This is a genomic window from Streptomyces sp. GS7 (genome assembly GCF_009834125.1).
In the GTDB taxonomy this organism is placed as follows: domain Bacteria; phylum Actinomycetota; class Actinomycetes; order Streptomycetales; family Streptomycetaceae; genus Streptomyces.
Genome location: NZ_CP047146.1, coordinates 2,293,179 through 2,310,152, shown reverse-complemented (window position 1 = coordinate 2,310,152; position 16,974 = coordinate 2,293,179). Strand labels below are relative to the sequence as shown.

Sequence of the window (16,974 nt, the reverse complement as noted above, 5' to 3'; positions counted from 1 at the left end):
CGCTCACACGGTCAGTGCGCGGTCCGTCGGCTTGATGGGAGCCGGCAGGGCGCTGGCTCCGGTGAGGAAGCGGTCCACGCCGCGGGCGGCGGAGCGGCCCTCGGCGATGGCCCACACGATCAGCGACTGGCCGCGCCCGGCGTCACCGGCGACGTACACGCCGGGGACGTTGGTGGCGAAGTCCGCGTCGCGGGCGACGTTGCCGCGGGCGTCCAGCTCCAGGCCGAACTGCTCGACCAGGCCGTTCTCCTGGTCGGTGCCGGTGAAGCCCATCGCGAGGGTGACCAGCTGTGCCGGGATCCTCCGCTCGGTGCCGGGCTTCTGCTCCAGCTTGCCGTCCTTGAACTCCACCTCGACCAGGTGCAGCCACTGGACGTTGCCGTCCTCGTCGCCCTCGAAGTGGGTGGTGGAGACGGAGTAGACCCGCTCGCCGCCCTCCTCGTGCGCGGAGGTGACCTTGTAGAGCATCGGGAAGGTCGGCCAGGGCTGGCCCGGGTTCCGCTCCTCGCCCGGCTTGGGCATGATCTCCAGCTGGGTCACCGAGAGGGCGCCCTGGCGGTGGGCGGTGCCGACGCAGTCCGCGCCGGTGTCGCCGCCGCCGATGACGACCACGTGCTTGCCCTCGGCGGTGATCGGGGAGACCGTCAGGTCGCCCTCCTGCACCTTGTTGGCGAGCGGCAGGTACTCCATCGCGTAGTGCACGCCGTTCAGCTCGCGGCCGGGCACCGGCAGATCGCGGGAGGTGGTGGCGCCGGCGGCGATGACCACGGCGTCGTAGCGCCTGCGCAGCTTCGCGGCGTCGATGTCGCGGCCGATCTCCACCTCCGTACGGAACTTGGTGCCCTCCGCGCGCATCTGCTCGATACGGCGGTTGATGTGCCGCTTCTCCATCTTGAACTCGGGGATGCCGTAGCGGAGGAGACCGCCGATGCGGTCGGCCCGCTCGTACACGGCCACGGTGTGGCCGGCCCGGGTCAGCTGCTGGGCGGCGGCCAGACCGGCCGGGCCGGAGCCGATGACGGCGACGGTCTTGCCGGAGAGGCGCTCGGGCGCCTGCGGGGTGACGTCGCCGGCGTCCCACGCCTTGTCGATGATGGAGACCTCGACGTTCTTGATGGTGACCGGCTGCTGGTTGATGCCCAGCACACAGGCCGCCTCGCAGGGCGCGGGGCACAGCCGCCCGGTGAACTCCGGGAAGTTGTTGGTCGCGTGCAGCCGCTCGCTGGCCTCGGTCCAGTCCTCGCGGTAGGCGTAGTCGTTCCACTCGGGGATGAGGTTCCCGAGCGGACAGCCGTTGTGGCAGAAGGGGATGCCGCAGTCCATGCAGCGCGACGCCTGCTTGCTGATGATCGGCAGCAGGGAGCCGGGCTGGTAGACCTCGTTCCAGTCCTTGACGCGCTCCTGGACGGGGCGGGTCTTGGCGCTCTCACGCCCGTGGTTCAGGAAGCCCTTGGGGTCAGCCATTGGTCGCCGCCTCCATCATCTTCTCGTGGGTCTCGGACTCGGAGAGCCCGGCTCGCTCGGCGGCGTCCTTGGCGGCGAGCACTGCCTGGTAGGTGGCCGGGACGACCTTGCGGAAGCGGGCGGCTGCCGCGTCCCAGTCGGCGAGGAGCTTGTCGGCGACGGTGGAGCCGGTCTCCTCCTGGTGGCGGCGCACGACGTCGTGCAGCCACTGCTTGTCGGTGTCGTCGAGCGGGCGGACCGCGTCGGTCAGTTCCTTGTTGACGTTGTCCGGGTCGAGGTCGATGACGTAGGCGATGCCGCCGGACATACCGGCCGCGAAGTTGCGCCCGGTCTCGCCCAGGACGACCGCCCGGCCGCCGGTCATGTACTCGCAGCCGTGGTCGCCGACGCCCTCGGAGACCACCGTGGCACCGGAGTTGCGGACGCAGAACCGCTCGCCGACCCGGCCGCGCAGGAACAGTTCGCCGCCGGTGGCGCCGTAGGCGAGGGTGTTGCCCGCGATGGTGGAGTACTCGGCGAGGTGGTCGGCGCCGCGGTCCGGGCGGACCACGACCCGGCCGCCGGAGAGGCCCTTGCCGACGTAGTCGTTGGCGTCGCCCTCCAGGCGGAGGGTGACCCCGCGCGGCAGGAACGCGCCGAAGGACTGGCCGGCCGAGCCGGTGAAGGTGATGTCGACGGTGTCGTCGGGCAGGCCCGCGCCGCCGAACTTCTTGGTGACCTCGTGGCCGAGCATGGTGCCGACGGTCCGGTTGATGTTGCGGATCGCGACCTGGGCGCGGACCGGCTGGGCGGCCTCCGGGGTGTCCGCGGCCAGCGCGTCCGCGGCGAGCCTGATCAGCTCGTTGTCCAGCGCCTTCGCCAGGCCGTGGTCCTGGACGGTGACCTGGTGGCGGACGGCGCCCTCGGGCAGCTCGGGGACGTGCAGCAGCGGGGCCAGGTCCAGGCCCTGCGCCTTCCAGTGGTCCACGGCCCTGGCGACGTCGAGGATCTCGGCGTGGCCGATGGCCTCGTCCAGGCTGCGGAAGCCCAGCTCGGCCAGGAGCTCACGGACCTCCTCGGCGATGAACTCGAAGAAGTTGACGATGTACTCGGCCTTGCCGCTGAACCGCTCGCGCAGCGTCGGGTTCTGGGTGGCGATGCCGACCGGGCAGGTGTCCAGGTGGCAGACGCGCATCATCACGCAGCCGGAGACGACCAGCGGGGCGGTGGCGAAGCCGAACTCCTCGGCGCCCAGCAGAGCCGCGATGATCACGTCGCGGCCGGTCTTGAGCTGGCCGTCGGTCTGCACCACGATCCGGTCGCGCAGGCCGTTGAGCAGCAGCGTCTGCTGGGTCTCGGCCAGGCCCAGCTCCCAGGGGCCGCCCGCGTGCTTGAGGGAGGTGAGCGGCGAGGCGCCGGTACCGCCGTCGTGGCCGGAGATGAGGACCACGTCCGCGTGGGCCTTGGAGACGCCCGCGGCGACCGTGCCGACGCCGACCTCGGAGACCAGCTTCACGTGGATGCGGGCGGCCGGGTTGGCGTTCTTGAGGTCGTGGATCAGCTGGGCCAGGTCCTCGATGGAGTAGATGTCGTGGTGCGGCGGCGGGGAGATGAGCCCCACGCCCGGCGTCGAGTGCCGGGTCTTCGCCACCCAAGGGTAGACCTTGTGGCCGGGCAGCTGGCCGCCCTCGCCGGGCTTGGCGCCCTGGGCCATCTTGATCTGGATGTCGTCGGCGTTGACCAGGTACTCGGAGGTCACGCCGAAGCGGCCGGAGGCGACCTGCTTGATCGCGGAGCGGCGCGCGGGGTCGTAGAGGCGCTCGGGGTCCTCGCCGCCCTCGCCGGTGTTGGACTTGCCGCCGAGCTGGTTCATGGCGATCGCGAGGGTCTCGTGGGCCTCGCTGGAGATCGACCCGTAGGACATCGCGCCGGTGGAGAAGCGCTTGACGATCTCGGACGCCGGCTCGACCTCGTCCAGGGGAACGGCGGGCCGGTCGGAGGCGAAGGAGAACAGGCCGCGCAGCGTCATCAGGCGCTCGGACTGCCCATTCACCCGTTCGGTGTACTGCTTGAAGATGTCGTACCGGCGCGAACGGGTGGAGTGCTGGAGCCGGAAGACCGTGTCCGGGTCGAAGAGGTGCGGCTCGCCCTCGCGGCGCCACTGGTACTCGCCGCCGATCTCCAGCGCGCGGTGGGTCGCGGCGATACCGGAGGCCGGGTACCCCTTGGCGTGCCGGGCCGCGACCTCCTGGGCGACGACGTCCAGGCCGGCGCCGCCGATCTTGGTGGCGGTGCCGTGGAAGTACTTCGCGACGAATTCCTCGTCCAGGCCGACGGCCTCGAAGACCTGCGCGCCGCGGTAGGAGGCGACGGTCGAGATGCCCATCTTGGACATGACCTTCAGGACGCCCTTGCCGAGCGCCTTGATGAGGTTCCTGATGGCGGTGTCGGCGTCCACGCCGGGCAGGAACGTCCCCGCCCGGACCAGGTCCTCGACGGACTCCATGGCCAGGTACGGGTTGACCGCCGCCGCGCCGAAGCCGATCAGCAGCGCGACGTGGTGCACCTCGCGGACGTCGCCGGCCTCGACCAGCAGCCCGACCTGGGTGCGGGTCTTGGTGCCGATGAGGTGGTGGTGGACCGCGGCGGTCAGCAGCAGCGACGGGATCGGCGCGTGCTCGGCGTCGGAGTGGCGGTCGGAGAGCACGATCAGCCGGGCGCCGTCGGCGATGGCGGCGTCGGCCTCGGCGCAGATCTCCTCGATCCGGGCGGCCAGCGACTCGCCGCCGCCAGAGACCCGGTAGAGGCCGGAGAGGGTCACGGCCTTCATGCCGGCCATGTCGCCGTCGGCGTTGATGTGGACGAGCTTGGCCAGCTCGTCGTTGTCGATGACCGGGAACGGCAGGGTCACGCTGCGGCAGGAGCTCGCGGTGGGCGCGAGGAGGTTGCCCTGGGGGCCGAGGGAGGAGATCAGGGAGGTGACCAGCTCCTCCCTGATGGCGTCCAGCGGCGGGTTGGTGACCTGCGCGAACAGCTGGGTGAAGTAGTCGAAGAGCAGCCGGGGGCGCTCGGAGAGTGCGGCGATCGGCGAGTCGGTGCCCATGGAGCCGATCGGCTCGGCGCCGGTCTTGGCCATCGGGGCGAGGATGACCCGCAGCTCCTCCTCGGTGTAGCCGAAGGTCTGCTGGCGGCGGGTGACCGAGGCGTGGGTGTGCACGATGTGCTCGCGCTCGGGGAGGTCGGCGAGGTCGATCAGCCCGGCGTCCAGCCACTCCTGGTAGGGGTGCTCGGCCGCGAGCTGCGCCTTGATCTCGTCGTCCTCGATGATCCGGTGCTCGGCGGTGTCGACGAGGAACATCCGGCCGGGCTGCAGGCGGCCCTTGCGGACGACCTTGGACGGGTCGATGTCGAGGACGCCGACCTCGGAGGAGAGCACGACCAGGCCGTCGTCGGTGACCCAGTAGCGGCCGGGGCGCAGACCGTTGCGGTCGAGGACCGCGCCGACCTGGGTGCCGTCGGTGAAGGTGACGCAGGCCGGGCCGTCCCAGGGCTCCATCATCGTGGAGTGGTACTGGTAGAACGCCCGCCGGGCCGGGTCCATGGCGGTGGAGTTCTCCCACGCCTCGGGGACCATCATCAGGACCGAGTGGGGCAGCGAGCGGCCGCCGAGGTGCAGCAGCTCCAGGACCTCGTCGAAGGAGGCGGAGTCGGAGGCGTCCGGGGTGCAGACCGGGAACAGCCGCTCCAGGTTGTCGGCGTGTGCGGCGTCCGCGCCGCCGAAGAGCCGCGAGGCCAGCTGGGACTCGCGGGCGCGCATCCAGTTGCGGTTGCCCTTGACGGTGTTGATCTCGCCGTTGTGGGCGACGAAGCGGTACGGGTGGGCGAGCGGCCAGCTCGGGAAGGTGTTGGTGGAGAACCGCGAGTGGACCAGTGCGATGGCGGTGGCGAAGCGGCGGTCGGACAGGTCCGGGAAGAAGGGCTCCAGCTGGCCGGTGGTCAGCATGCCCTTGTAGACGATGGTGCGGGCGGACAGCGACGGGAAGTAGACGCCCGCCTCGCGCTCGGCGCGCTTGCGGAGCGCGAACGCCTTGCGGTCCAGGGCCAGGCCGGTGCTCTCCCCGTCGGCCACGAAGAGCTGGGAGAAGGCCGGCATGGTGGCACGGGCGCCGTTGCCCAGCAGCTGGGGGGCGACCGGGACGACCCGCCAGCCGAGGACGTCCAGGCCCTCTTCGCCGGCGATCGTCTCGATCCGTGAGACGGCGTCGGCCGCTTCGTGTGCGTCGGACGGCAGGAAGGCGATGCCGACGGCGTAGCCACCGGCATCGGGGAGCTCGAAGGTCACGTTCTCACGCAGGAACGCGTCCGGCACCTGGAGCAGGATGCCCGCGCCGTCGCCCGAGTCGGGCTCCGAGCCGGTGGCACCGCGGTGCTCCAGGTTCGTCAGGACGGTCAGGGCCTGTTCGACCAGGGCGTGGCTGGCCTCGCCGGTGAGGGTGGCCACGAAGCCGACGCCGCAGGCGTCGTGCTCGTTACGCGGGTCGTACATCCCCTGCTGGGCGGGGCGCCCGTCCATGGGCGACCATGCGGCGGCGCTGGCGCTGCTGGTGGTCGCGGAGTGCGTGGACGCGGAACGCATCGGCTCTCCCAACGTCGTCGTGGCAAAGGCATTGCCGAGGGACGACGTTGGCCCTCCGCGAAATTTCGTGCAGGTTACAGGATGGCCCGCTTCTCGAAAAGCGGATAGTGCCTTCCAACATGCGGACACCGCGCATGCGGTGAGTCTCAAGTGGGACGCGGACGGAAACAGGGCCGTCCCGTACGGCGGCGTTCGGCGAGCGACGTTGCCCGCGACGCCAGAGCCTTATGCCCGGCTGTCAACGAACCGAAACCGCTGAGTAACGCGGTAATGATGCGGTCACCCGTAGGGGACGTCAACCCTTCCCCGTTCCGGGGCCTCAGCTCACGACCGTGCCGAACAGTGCTCCCAGGCCGTAGGTCACGCCCGCCGCGGCGCCGCCCAGAGCCAGTTGGCGCAGTCCGCTGAACCACCACGAGCGGGCCGTCACCCGCGCCACGACGGCACCGCAGCCGAACAGTCCGACCAGCGCCAGCAGCACCGCGAGCCAGAGGGAGGAGGCTCCCAAAAGATAGGGAAGGAGAGGAAGAAGAGCGCCGAGCGCAAAGGATCCGAAGGAGGAAACGGCGGCGACGGCCGGAGAAGGAAGGTCCGACGGGTCGATGCCCAATTCCTCGCGGGCGTGGATCTCCAGCGCCTGCTCGGGGTCGCGGGACAGCTGCTCGGCGACCTGCCGGGCGAGTTCCGGCTCCACCCCGCGGGACTCGTAGAGCGCCGCCAGCTCCGCCTGCTCGTCCTTCGGGTGCTTGCTCAGCTGGGTCCGCTCGACGTCCAGCTCGGCCATCACCAGCTCGCGCTGGGAGGCGACCGAGGTGTACTCCCCCGCGGCCATCGAGAACGCACCGGCCGCCAGCCCCGCGAGGCCGGTGATGATGATCGTCTGCTGCGAGACCGCGCCGCCGGCGACACCGGTCATCAGCGCGAGATTGGACACCAGGCCGTCCATCGCACCGAAGACGGCGGGGCGCAGCCAGCCGCCGTTCACATCGCGGTGGGTGTGATTGTCGCGGTGCGCCACATGCGTCGGCGCGGCGGCATCCATGATCTCCATGACGGACATGTCGGGACCTGCTCCCTTCAGCGAGGTGTGGGCCGATGGCGGCACTTTCCCCTTCAACACCTCGAAGTTATGCGCGAATTGCCTTCCGCCGCTAGCAAGGAAGGCCGTACTTACCCGCCTGACCTGCGGTTTTGCGACAAGCTCTGGCCTGAGATCCGGGTCACACGGCGTTTTCGGGGACTCTCGCGGGCCGTTTCGCCCGGCGGAGCGGCGACCGCACACGGGGGCCGGGGGAGGTCGACCGGGTGACCCTGCCGCGCGGGGCAGGAGAGCCGGGCCGCCGCGTGGCACGGATACGGGGCAGCGGTCCGCGTCGTCCCGGGCCGCGCATCCGAGCCGTACGACCGAAGGGCGGGCAGCGTGGGCGGAAACGTACCGGACCGGGCGCGTGGAGCGATGCTGGGACTGGCCGTCGGGGACGCGCTGGGCGCCCCCGCCGAGAACCTGACACCCCATCAGATCCAGTGCCGCTGGGGGCGGATCGAGGGGTTCGTCACGGACGACCCGGCCGGCACCGACGACACCGAGTACGCCGTCTTCTCCGGCCTGCTGCTCGCCGCGCACGGTGCGGCGCTGACCACCGCGCAGGTCGAGGCCGCCTGGCGCCGGTGCCTGGCCGACCGCGACGAAGGGCCGTTCCGCGGCGCCGGCTTCAGCGAACGCGGCACCCTGGAGAACCTGCGCCGCGGCCTGGCCGCACCGCGCTCCGCCCAGCACCGGCACGCCTGGAGCGACGGACTGGCGATGCGGGCCGCGCCGTTCGGGGTGTTCGCGGCCGGCCGGCCCTCCGAGGCCGCCCGGCTGGCCGCCGTGGACGGCGCGGTCAGCCACACCGGCGAGGGCATCCACGGCGGGCGGGCGGTGGCCGCCGGGGTCGCCGCCGCGATGACGGCCGACTCCCCCGACTCCGTGCTCGCCGCCGCGCTCGCCGCCGTACCGGAGGACTCCTGGACGGGGCGGTCGCTGCGGCGGGCGGTGGCGGCGGCCCGCCGGGCCGGGGCCGCGGGGCGCGCCGCCGAGGACGCGGTGCGGAACGCCGTGGTGGTCGACGGGTACCCCTGGGCGGATCTGGCGCCCGAGGCCGTCGGGCTGGCGTTCGGCGCGTTCGCCGCGGCCGGCGGCGATCCCGCCGGATCGGTGCTGACCGCGGTCAACATGGGGCGCGACGCGGACACCACCGGGGCGGTCGCCGGCGCGCTGGCGGGGGCGCTGCGCGGGGCCGCGGCGATCCCCGCCGCCTGGGCCGCCGCGATCGGCCCGGCGCGCGGCAGCTGCCTGCCGTCGGTGGCGGGGTACCACGTGCTGGACGTCGCGGAGTTGCTGGTGGCGGCGGGCGGGGCCACGGCGCTCACCGGGGCCGCGGTGAGCGCCGGATGACGGGCGTCGGCGCGGCCCGGGTTCCGGGGCCGGGTGCCGGGTCCCACACCGGCGGCGCGGAGCCCACCCGCTCGCGCGTCGAGGGCCTGCTGCTCGGCCTGGCCGCCGGGGACGCCGCCGGGTGGCCCGCGGCGCGGCACCGGGCGGCCCTGCTGCCGGCCTGGACCCGGCGGCTGGCCCGCGAGCTGGACGACGTCGCCGAGCGGACCGCGAGCACCGCGCTCCCGGTGCCGTTCGCGCTCAACCAGCGGCCCGCGCCGCTGCTGCTGGGCCCGTCCGACGACGCCGAATGGGCCGCGTTCACCGCGGAGTCGGTACTCGCCGCGGGCGGCGGCCCCGGGTGGGCCCGCCGGGTCCGGGCCGCCCTCGACCGCGCCTGGCACACGCTGGCGGAAGAGACGGCGGCGGGGCCGGCGGAGGCGGCCGGCGGGACGCCCCCGCTGCGCGCCCGGATCTCGGTACGCGCCGGGCTGGCCAACCTCGCCGCCGGCCTGCGACCGCCCGCGGCCGGGCACGACAACCCGCACTTCTTCGACGACGCGGCCTGCGTCCGGGCCGCCGTGCTGGCCGCCGTCCACCCCGGCGCGCCGGCCGCCGCGGCCGCGCTGGCCGAGTACGACGCGCGGCACACCCAGGACGGCGACGGGGTGCACGGCGCGCGGGCGCTGGCCGCCGCGGCCGCCGCCGCGCTGGGCGGGGTACCGGCGGCCGGCTGCGTCGCCGCGGCGCTCGGCCAGCTGCCGGAGGAGACCGAGATCGGCCGGGCCGCCCGGCACGCGGTCCGGCTCGCGCGGCTCGCCGACGGGCGGCCCGGCCGCCCCGGTGCGGCGTTCGCGCTGGTGCCCGCGCTGGAGCACGAGATCGTCGACCACGTATACAGCTACGGCGTCGCCGCCGCCGACACCGTCCCCGTGGCGCTGGCGCTCGTCCTGGCGGCGGACGGGCGGATCACCGAGGCGGTACCGGCCGCCGCCTGCCTCTCCCGGGTCGCCGACTCCGCGCCCGCGCTGACCGGGGCACTGACCGGGGCGCTCGGCGGCGCCGGCGCCCTCCCCCGCGCCTGGCGCGACTCCTGCCGGGTGCTCGCCGGCTGCGCGCTGCCGCGGCTGGCCGGGACGGACCTGGTGGCGCTGGCCGGCCGGCTCGCCGCACATGCCGCACATGCCGCACATGCCGCACCGGAACCGGTACCGGCACCCGTCCCGGACCCCCACCCGGCCGCACCGCCCACCCCCACCGTGGAAGGACTCACCCGCACATGACGGATACGACGGAGACCACGCCCGCCACGGCCCCGGCACCCGCCCGGGAGCCCGCGGCCCCGGCCGCCGCGCCGGGCCCCCCGGAGCCCCCGGGGCCGCGGGCCGCGGACGACCGGCCCGAGGCCGCGCCCCTGGAGGACCGGGCGACCGGCGCCCTGGTCGGGGCCGCGGTCGGCGACGCGCTGGGCGGACCGGTGGAGGGCTGGACGCCGGAGCAGATCGTGGCCCGGCACGGCGGCCGGGTCGAGGGCATCGTCGGGCCGTTCCACGAGGACTGGCGCACCGCCCGGCCGATCGCGCCGTACCACAAGGGCGACGGCCACGTCACCGACGACACCCTGATGACCCATGCGCTGGTCCGCGTCTACGAGACGGTGCGCGACCACCTCGACGCCTACGACGTCGCCGACCACCTCGTCCCGGACCTGATCAGCGTCCCCCGCTGGATCCCCGAACTGGAAGCCGAGGCGCTGCCGTTGCAGCGGATCTTCCTCGCCGAGAAGTGGATCGTGGCGCGGCTGCACTACGGGCACGCCGATCCGCGGGAGGCCGGCGTCGGCAACATCGTCAACTGCGGTGCGGCGATGTACATGGCGCCGGTCGGGATCGTCAACGCCGGCAACCCCGACCGGGCCTACGCCGAGGCGATCGACCTCTCCGGTGCCCACCAGTCCTCCTACGGGCGGGAGGCGGCGGGCGTCTTCGCCGCCTCGGTGGCCGCCGCGTTCCTGCCGGACGCCACTCCCGCCTCGGTCGTCGGGCATGCGCTGCGGCTGGCGAAGGACGGTACCCGCGCGGCGATCGAGGCGGTCTGCGACGTCGCCGCGCCGCACACCGACTACGAGTCGGCGCTGGTGCCGCTGCGGGCGGCGGTCGCGCCGTTCGACACGGTCGGCCCGGACTACCGCAACCCCTCGCTGGGTGCCCGCCGCCCCTCCCGGCTGCACGCCGTCGAGGAACTCCCCATCGCGCTGGGCATGTTGCTGGTCGCCGACGGCGACTTCCGCGCCACCGTCCTCGGCTCGGTCAACTACGGCCGCGACTGCGACTCGATCGCCACGATGAGCGGGGCGCTGGCCGGCGCGCTGGCCGGCGCGTCCGCGGTACCGGACGAGTGGAGCGGCGAGGTCGCCCGCGCCAGCCGGCTCGATCTGCACGCGCCGGCGACCGCGCTGGCCGCCGTCGCCCGCGAGGTCTTCGCCCGCGACCAGGCCCGCAACCTCCGGCACGAGCAGGCGTTCGGCGCGATCTCGGCCCGCGCGACGCGGGCGGAGGTGAGCGGGCGGTGAAGGACGGCGGCGCGGGCGCGGCCCGCCCGCCCGGGTCCGGGCCGGGGCTCCGGGTCACCTGGGTACAGCCCGAGGACCTGGTCGGGCACGAGCTGCGGCAGGCGGCCGAGGACGGGCGGGACGCGGCCGGGATCGCGCGCCGGTGGCGGGCGGCGGGCGGCGGACCGGCCCCCGCGCGGGCGGGCGCCTCCCCCGGCCCGGCGGACCCCGCGCTGCGCGCCCTCGCCGGCCGGCTGCTCGACGAACTCGCGCTGCTGCCCTGCCCGTCGGCCGCCGACGAACCGACCGACCGGGACGCGATCGCGGCGCTCTGCCCCCAACTTCCCTTCCTTGAAGACGAGTTGACTCAGGACCCTCCGGACCCTCAGGACCCTCCAGAACTTACCGAGCTTCCGGAACTGACGGACCGTCTGGAAGCCGCCTGGCTCGGCCGGGCCGCGGGCTGCCTGCTCGGCAAGCCCGTCGAGAAGCTGCCGCTCACCGGCATCCGGGAGATCGCCCGGTCGACCGGGAACTGGCCGCTGGACTCGTGGTTCACCGGCAAGGGGCTGGATCCGGCGGTGGCCGCCCGGTACCCGTGGAACCGCCGCAGCCGGGCCACCTCGCTCGCCGAGACCCTCGACGGCATGCCCGAGGACGACGACCTCGACCACCCGCTGCTCGGCCTGCTCCTCCTCGAACGCCACGGCCCCGGATTCCGCACCGCCGACCTCGCGCGGCTGTGGCTGGACGAACTGCCCGCGGGCCGTACCTTCACCGCGGAGCGCGTCGCGTACCGCAACCTGCTGGACGGCGTCGAGCCACCCGCGACCGCCCGCCACCGCAACCCGTTCCGGGAGTGGATCGGCGCCCGCATCCGGGCGGACGTGCACGGCTGGACGCGGCCGGGCGACCCGGCGGGCGCCGCCGCCCAGGTCTGGCGGGACGCCACGCTCAGCCACACCGCGAACGGGGTGTACGACGCGATGTTCGTGGCCGCCGCGCTGGCCGCGGCGGGCGGCGGCGACGACGTGCACGGTGCGCTGCGGGCCGGACTCGCGGTGATCCCCCCGCGGTCCCGGCTCGCCGGGGCGGTGCGCCACGGCATCGCGGCGGCGCACGACGAACCGACCGGCACCGCCGCCGGGTTCGCGGCCGTGGTGGACCGGCTGCACGACGCCTACGGGCACCACCACTGGGTGCACGCGGTGCCGAACGCGGCACTGCTGGCCGCCGCGCTCACCCATGCCGACGGGGACTTCACCGGCTCCATCTGCCGTGCGGTGTCCGGCGGTTGGGACACCGACTCGAACGGCGCCACCGCCGGTTCGCTCGCCGGACTGCTCGCCGGCTCCCCCGCCACGCTGCCCGCCCGCTGGACCGCGCCGCTGCGCAACCGGCTCACCACCACCGTCGGCGGGCTGGACGGCGTCGGCTTCGACACCCTCGCGCGCCGCACCGCCGCACTCGCAGTACGCCACCGCGCCCCGCGGCACTCCCGCGGCCCCGCGCACCCGCACTCCCCCCGTCCCGCCCACCGACCGAAGGCCCCCGCACCATGACCGACCCGTTCCTCGCCGGCGGCGCGTCCGGGCCCGCCCCGGCCACCGCCGCCGTGCCGACCGCCGGCCCCCTGGCCGGGCTGCGGGTGCTCGACCTGGCCACCCTGTTCGCCGGTCCGCTCGCCGCCACCCTGCTCGGGGACTTCGGCGCCGAGGTGATCAAGATCGAGCATCCGCGCCGGCCCGACCCGTCGCGCGGCCACGGCCCCGCCAAGGACGGCGTCGGACTGTGGTGGAAGCTGCTCGGCCGCAACAAGCGCGCCATGACGCTCGACCTGTCGAGGCCCGGCGGGCGCGACGTGCTGCTCCGGCTCGCCGCCGGCGCGGATGTCGTCATCGAGAACTTCCGCCCCGGCACGCTGGAGAAGTGGGGCCTGGGATGGGCGGAGCTGTCCGCCGCCAACCCGCGGCTGGTGCTCGCCCGGGTCACCGGCTTCGGCCAGTTCGGGCCGTACGCCCACCGCCCCGGATTCGGCACGCTCGCCGAGGCGATGAGCGGATTCGCCGCGCTCACCGGCGAACCGGACGGCCCGCCGACCCTGCCGCCGTTCGGCCTGGCCGACGCGATCGCCGCGCTGACCACGTCGTACGCCGTGATGGCCGCGCTGCGCGGGCGGGACGCCACCGGCCGCGGCCAGGTCGTCGACCTGGCGATCATCGAGCCGATGCTGACCGTCCTCGGCCCGCAGCCCCTCTGGTACGACCAGCTAGGCCACGTCCAGCCGCGCACCGGCAACCGCTCCGCCAACAACGCGCCGCGCAACACCTACCGCACCGCCGACGGCTCCTGGGTCGCGGTCTCCACCTCCGCCCAGTCCGTCGCCGAGCGGGTGCTGCGGCTGGTCGGCCGGCCCGAACTCACCGCCGAGCCCTGGTTCGCGACCGGCGCCGGGCGGGCCCGGCACGCCGACGAGCTGGACGCCGCGGTCGGCGGCTGGATCGCCCGGCACGACCGGGCCGAGGTGCTGGCCGCCTTCGAGGAGGCGGAGGCGGCCGTCGCGCCCGTCTACGACATCCGCGATGTGCTGGCGGACCCGCAGTACCGGGCGCTCGGCACGCTCACCGAGATCCCGGACGACGAACTGGGCTCGGTGCGGATGCAGAACGTCCTCTTCCGGCTCTCCGAGACGCCGGGCGCCATCCGCTGGGCGGGCCGCCCGCACGGCGCGGACACCGACGAGGTGCTGACCGGCCTCGGCATGACCGCCCCGGAGATCGCCGAGCTGCGTGCGGCCGGCGCGCTGTGAGGCCGCGGCCGGACCCCGGCGTCCCTCCCCTGACCTGGCTGTACGCGCCCGGTGACCGCCCGGACCTGGTCGCCCGGGCGCTCGGCTGCGGAGCCGGCGCGGTCGTCGTCGACCTGGAGGACGCGGTCGCTCCGGACCGCAAGGACTACGCGCTGGGCGCCACGGCCGAGCTGCTGAGCGACCCCGCGCCCGGGCCGGCCCCGGTGCACGTCCGGGTCAACGCGCTGGACGGCCCGCGCGCCGCGGCCGAGATCCGCATCCTGGCCGCGCTGCCGGGGCTGGCCGGGCTGCGGCTGCCCAAGGTGCACGGTCCGGCGGACGTGCTGCGGGCGGCGGCCTGGGCGACGGATCCGGTGCGGTCCGCGGAGCCTGCCGCCGCGGCGTCCGGGCGGGCCGCCCCGCCCGGCACCACCGCCACCGCCGCCCCGCCGGCCACCGCACCGGCGCGCATCCCCGCGCTGTACGCCCTGCTCGAATCCGCGCTCGGTGTGGAGCACGCCTACACCATCGCCACCGCGCATCCGGCGGTGCGCGGGATCGCGCTCGGCGAGGCCGATCTCCGCGCCGAACTGGGGCTGCGGGACGAGGCCGGGCTGGCCTGGCCGCGCGGCCGGGTGGTGGTCGCGGCCCGCGCGGCGGGTCTGGCGCCACCACCGCAGTCGGTGCATCCGGACGTCCGCGATCTCGACGGGCTGGCGCGCTCCTGCGCACGGGGCCGGGCGCTGGGGTTCCTGGGCCGGGCCGCGATCCACCCCCGCCAGCTGCCCGTCATCGAGGCGGCCTACCGTCCCACGGCGGAGGAGACCGAGGCGGCGGCGGAGATCGTGCGGGCCGCCGCGGCACGGCCCGGGGCGCTGGCGCTCACCGACGGCCGGTTCGTGGACCCGGCCGTGGTGGCGGGCGCGCGGCGGGTGCTGGCACTGGCCGGGCGAACGGCGAAGCGCCGGGCCGACCCGGTGTGAACGAGTCCGCCCGGCGCTGTGACCGGCCCGCGGCCCTGACCTGATGAGAGGTCCTGACGTCGGAACACCCGTCAGGACGCCTGCTCGGAGCTTCTCGTCAGGACGCCTGGTCAGGGCTTCCCGGTACCGCTGCTGCCGCTCCCGGCATGCTTGCCGGAGTCCTCCGCCGCTTCCTTGCCGCCCCCGGCCGTACCGTCCGCGGCACCGTCCTTCGCCCCCGCAGCACCCGTCCCGGGCCCGGCGTCGTCGGCGCCCTTGGCGTCCTGGGCATCGACGTCGGCGCCCTTGGCATCCTTGGCGTCCTCGGCGCGCTCCGCCGGACCGGTGGCCGCGGACCCCTCGCCCGCGGCGGCCTCCTCGCGTGCCGCGCCTGCCGCACCGCCCGTGCCTTCTTCGCCCTCCGCGAGCTGCGCGCCCGGCTCGACGACCTCTTCGCGGCCCGGGGCCTTCTTCGCCGAGATCACCATGTACGCCACGGCGAGCAGGAAGACGATCCCCGAGGTCCAGTCGTTCAGCCGCAGGCCCAGGATGTGGTGCGCCTCGTCGACGCGCAGGTACTCGATCCAGGCGCGGCCCACGCAGTAGGCGGCGACGTAGAGCGCGAAGGCGCGGCCGTGGCCGAGCCGGAAGCGCTTGTCCGCCCAGATCACCAGCGCCGCGACGCCGATGCACCACAGGCACTCGTAGAGGAACGTCGGGTGGTAGGTGCCGCCGATGCGCCCGATGGCCGGGTCGGAGCTGATCTTCAGCGCCCACGGGACGTCGGTCGGCTTGCCGTACAGCTCCTGGTTGAACCAGTTGCCCCAGCGGCCGATCGCCTGGCCCAGGGCGAGGCCCGGCGCCAGCGCGTCGGCGTAGGCGGGCAGCGGGATGCCGCGGCGGCGGCAGCCGATCCAGGCGCCGACCGCGCCGAGGGCGACGGCGCCCCAGATGCCGAGGCCGCCCTGCCACACCTTGAAGGCGTCGAGGGGGTGGCCGTTCTTGCCGAAGTACGGCTCGTAGGTCGTGATGACGTGGTAGAGACGGCCGCCCACCAGTCCGAAGGGCACCGCCCATACGGCGATGTCGGCGACGGTGCCGGAGCGGCCACCGCGCTGCACCCAGCGCTTGTTGCCGAGCCAGACGCCGACGAACACGCCGATGATGATGCAGAACGCGTAGCCGCGCAGCGGGATCGGGCCGAGATGGACGACACCGGTCGACGGGCTGGGAATGAATGCGAGGTCCATGGCAGGGTCGACGCTACCGCGCCGGGCAGGGTTGACGACAACCTGCCCGGCAACGGCTGCGTAACGTCCCCGGCGCGCCGGCGGCCCGTACACACCGCCCCGGGCGGCTAGCTCTTGCCCGACTGCTTGCCCTTGTTCGCGTCCAGCACCATCTGCTTCAGGTGCGCGGGGGTGACCTGGCCGTTCTTCTCGTTGGCGAGGTCCTTGCCGTTGAGCAGGACGGTCGGGGTGCCGTGGAAGCCGGCCTCGGTGAAGGCGGCGTGGGACTTCCGCACGAAGCCGTTGTACGTGCCGTCGTCGACGCACTTGGTGAACCGGGGGGTGACCAGGCCCTGGACCTTGCCGGCCAGCTGGATCAGGTACTTCTTGTCGCTGAACCGGTCTTCCTGCTCCGGCGGTTGGTGGGAGTAGAGGACGTCGTGGAAGTCGCGGAACCTGGCCGCGTCCTGGGCGCAGAGGGCGGCGTTGGCGGCGGTCAGCGAGCCCTTGCCGCCGGTGTTGCCGTCGATGAGGGTGGCGAGGTGGTACTCGGTCCTGAGCTGGCCGGAGTCCTCCAGCTCGTGGATCACCGGGCGGAAGCCGGTCTCGAACTGCTGGCAGGCCGGGCAGCGGAAATCCTCCCAGACGACGAGGGTGGAGCGGGCCTTGGCCTGGCCTACGGGGATGGCGGGTTTGTCGCCGTCGCTGGCCTGCTTGGGGAGCACGATCTCGCTGTCCGCGACGCTGCCGGACCCGCCGCCGGAGGACACCCAGACCGCGATACCGCCGGCGACCGCCAGCACCGCCACCACCGATCCGCCGACGATCGCCTGGCGGATCCGCCGGGTGCGGGTCTTCTCCTGGGCACGCTGGGCCTGCAGCCGCTCGCGGGCACTGCTCGTTTTGTCATGGTTCTGGCTCACGCCCCTGGACAACGAAGCGGAGGGGC

At 74.2% G+C, this 16,974-nt stretch carries 11 protein-coding genes; 6 read left to right on the top strand and 5 right to left on the bottom strand.

Annotated features, from left to right (window positions below):
• Positions 1-3 precede the first annotated feature (3 nt).
• The 3 genes from GR130_RS09940 to GR130_RS09930 all read right to left on the bottom strand — a co-directional run bounded on the left by GR130_RS09940 (position 4) and on the right by GR130_RS09930 (position 7,130).
• Positions 4-1,464 carry a glutamate synthase subunit beta gene (locus GR130_RS09940; RefSeq protein ID WP_159504366.1) on the bottom strand — a complete coding sequence of 487 codons (1,461 nt, stop codon included), beginning with the start codon at positions 1,462-1,464 and terminating at the stop codon, positions 4-6.
• The gene (gene gltB / locus GR130_RS09935) at positions 1,457-6,079 is read right to left on the bottom strand and encodes a glutamate synthase large subunit (protein WP_159504365.1); all 4,623 of its coding nucleotides are present in this window, start codon (positions 6,077-6,079) and stop codon (positions 1,457-1,459) included. The genes GR130_RS09940 and gltB overlap by 8 nt, the downstream gene beginning before the upstream one ends.
• A 319-nt stretch (positions 6,080-6,398) precedes the next feature.
• The gene (locus tag GR130_RS09930) at positions 6,399-7,130 is read right to left on the bottom strand and encodes a VIT1/CCC1 transporter family protein (RefSeq protein ID WP_159509871.1); all 732 of its coding nucleotides are present in this window, start codon (positions 7,128-7,130) and stop codon (positions 6,399-6,401) included.
• 405 nt (positions 7,131-7,535) lie between these two features.
• On the opposite strand from GR130_RS09930, the gene GR130_RS09925 reads away from it, so the two are divergent.
• The 6 genes from GR130_RS09925 to GR130_RS09900 are packed head-to-tail and all read left to right on the top strand — an operon-like array spanning position 7,536 to position 14,817.
• On the top strand, positions 7,536-8,516 hold the full coding sequence (locus GR130_RS09925; RefSeq protein ID WP_159509870.1) for an ADP-ribosylglycohydrolase family protein: 981 nt from the start codon (positions 7,536-7,538) through the stop codon (positions 8,514-8,516).
• The gene (locus GR130_RS09920) at positions 8,513-9,778 is read left to right on the top strand and encodes an ADP-ribosylglycohydrolase family protein (protein WP_159504364.1); all 1,266 of its coding nucleotides are present in this window, start codon (positions 8,513-8,515) and stop codon (positions 9,776-9,778) included. Before GR130_RS09925 ends, GR130_RS09920 begins: the two co-directional genes overlap by 4 nt.
• The gene (locus tag GR130_RS09915) at positions 9,775-11,067 is read left to right on the top strand and encodes an ADP-ribosylglycohydrolase family protein (protein WP_159504363.1); all 1,293 of its coding nucleotides are present in this window, start codon (positions 9,775-9,777) and stop codon (positions 11,065-11,067) included. Before GR130_RS09920 ends, GR130_RS09915 begins: the two co-directional genes overlap by 4 nt.
• The gene (locus GR130_RS09910) at positions 11,064-12,608 is read left to right on the top strand and encodes an ADP-ribosylglycohydrolase family protein (RefSeq protein ID WP_159504362.1); all 1,545 of its coding nucleotides are present in this window, start codon (positions 11,064-11,066) and stop codon (positions 12,606-12,608) included. The genes GR130_RS09915 and GR130_RS09910 overlap by 4 nt, the downstream gene beginning before the upstream one ends.
• Positions 12,605-13,855, top strand: a complete 1,251-nt coding sequence (locus tag GR130_RS09905; protein WP_159504361.1) for a CaiB/BaiF CoA transferase family protein — start codon at positions 12,605-12,607, stop codon at positions 13,853-13,855. The genes GR130_RS09910 and GR130_RS09905 overlap by 4 nt, the downstream gene beginning before the upstream one ends.
• Positions 13,852-14,817, top strand: a complete 966-nt coding sequence (locus GR130_RS09900; protein WP_201304854.1) for an HpcH/HpaI aldolase/citrate lyase family protein — start codon at positions 13,852-13,854, stop codon at positions 14,815-14,817. The genes GR130_RS09905 and GR130_RS09900 overlap by 4 nt, the downstream gene beginning before the upstream one ends.
• A 110-nt stretch (positions 14,818-14,927) precedes the next feature.
• Here GR130_RS09900 and lgt read toward each other — a convergent pair whose 3' ends face one another.
• A complete protein-coding gene (gene lgt / locus GR130_RS09895) occupies positions 14,928-16,046 on the bottom strand; it encodes a prolipoprotein diacylglyceryl transferase (protein WP_159504360.1) in 1,119 nt (372 codons plus the stop codon).
• Between the two features lie 107 nt (positions 16,047-16,153).
• Positions 16,154-16,948 carry a DsbA family protein gene (locus GR130_RS09890; RefSeq protein WP_159504359.1) on the bottom strand — a complete coding sequence of 265 codons (795 nt, stop codon included), beginning with the start codon at positions 16,946-16,948 and terminating at the stop codon, positions 16,154-16,156.
• Positions 16,949-16,974 lie beyond the last annotated feature (26 nt).

Bases quoted from the DNA above. Each gene is read 5' to 3' on its own strand.
- GR130_RS09940 (WP_159504366.1), bottom strand. From the start codon at position 1,464: ATGGCTGACCCCAAGGGCTTCCTGAACCACGGGCGTGAGAGCGCCAAG.
- gltB (WP_159504365.1), bottom strand. From the start codon at position 6,079: ATGCGTTCCGCGTCCACGCACTCCGCGACCACCAGCAGCGCCAGCGCC.
- GR130_RS09930 (WP_159509871.1), bottom strand. From the start codon at position 7,130: ATGGAGATCATGGATGCCGCCGCGCCGACGCATGTGGCGCACCGCGAC.
- GR130_RS09925 (WP_159509870.1), top strand. From the start codon at position 7,536: ATGCTGGGACTGGCCGTCGGGGACGCGCTGGGCGCCCCCGCCGAGAAC.
- GR130_RS09920 (WP_159504364.1), top strand. From the start codon at position 8,513: ATGACGGGCGTCGGCGCGGCCCGGGTTCCGGGGCCGGGTGCCGGGTCC.
- GR130_RS09915 (WP_159504363.1), top strand. From the start codon at position 9,775: ATGACGGATACGACGGAGACCACGCCCGCCACGGCCCCGGCACCCGCC.
- GR130_RS09905 (WP_159504361.1), top strand. From the start codon at position 12,605: ATGACCGACCCGTTCCTCGCCGGCGGCGCGTCCGGGCCCGCCCCGGCC.
- lgt (WP_159504360.1), bottom strand. From the start codon at position 16,046: ATGGACCTCGCATTCATTCCCAGCCCGTCGACCGGTGTCGTCCATCTC.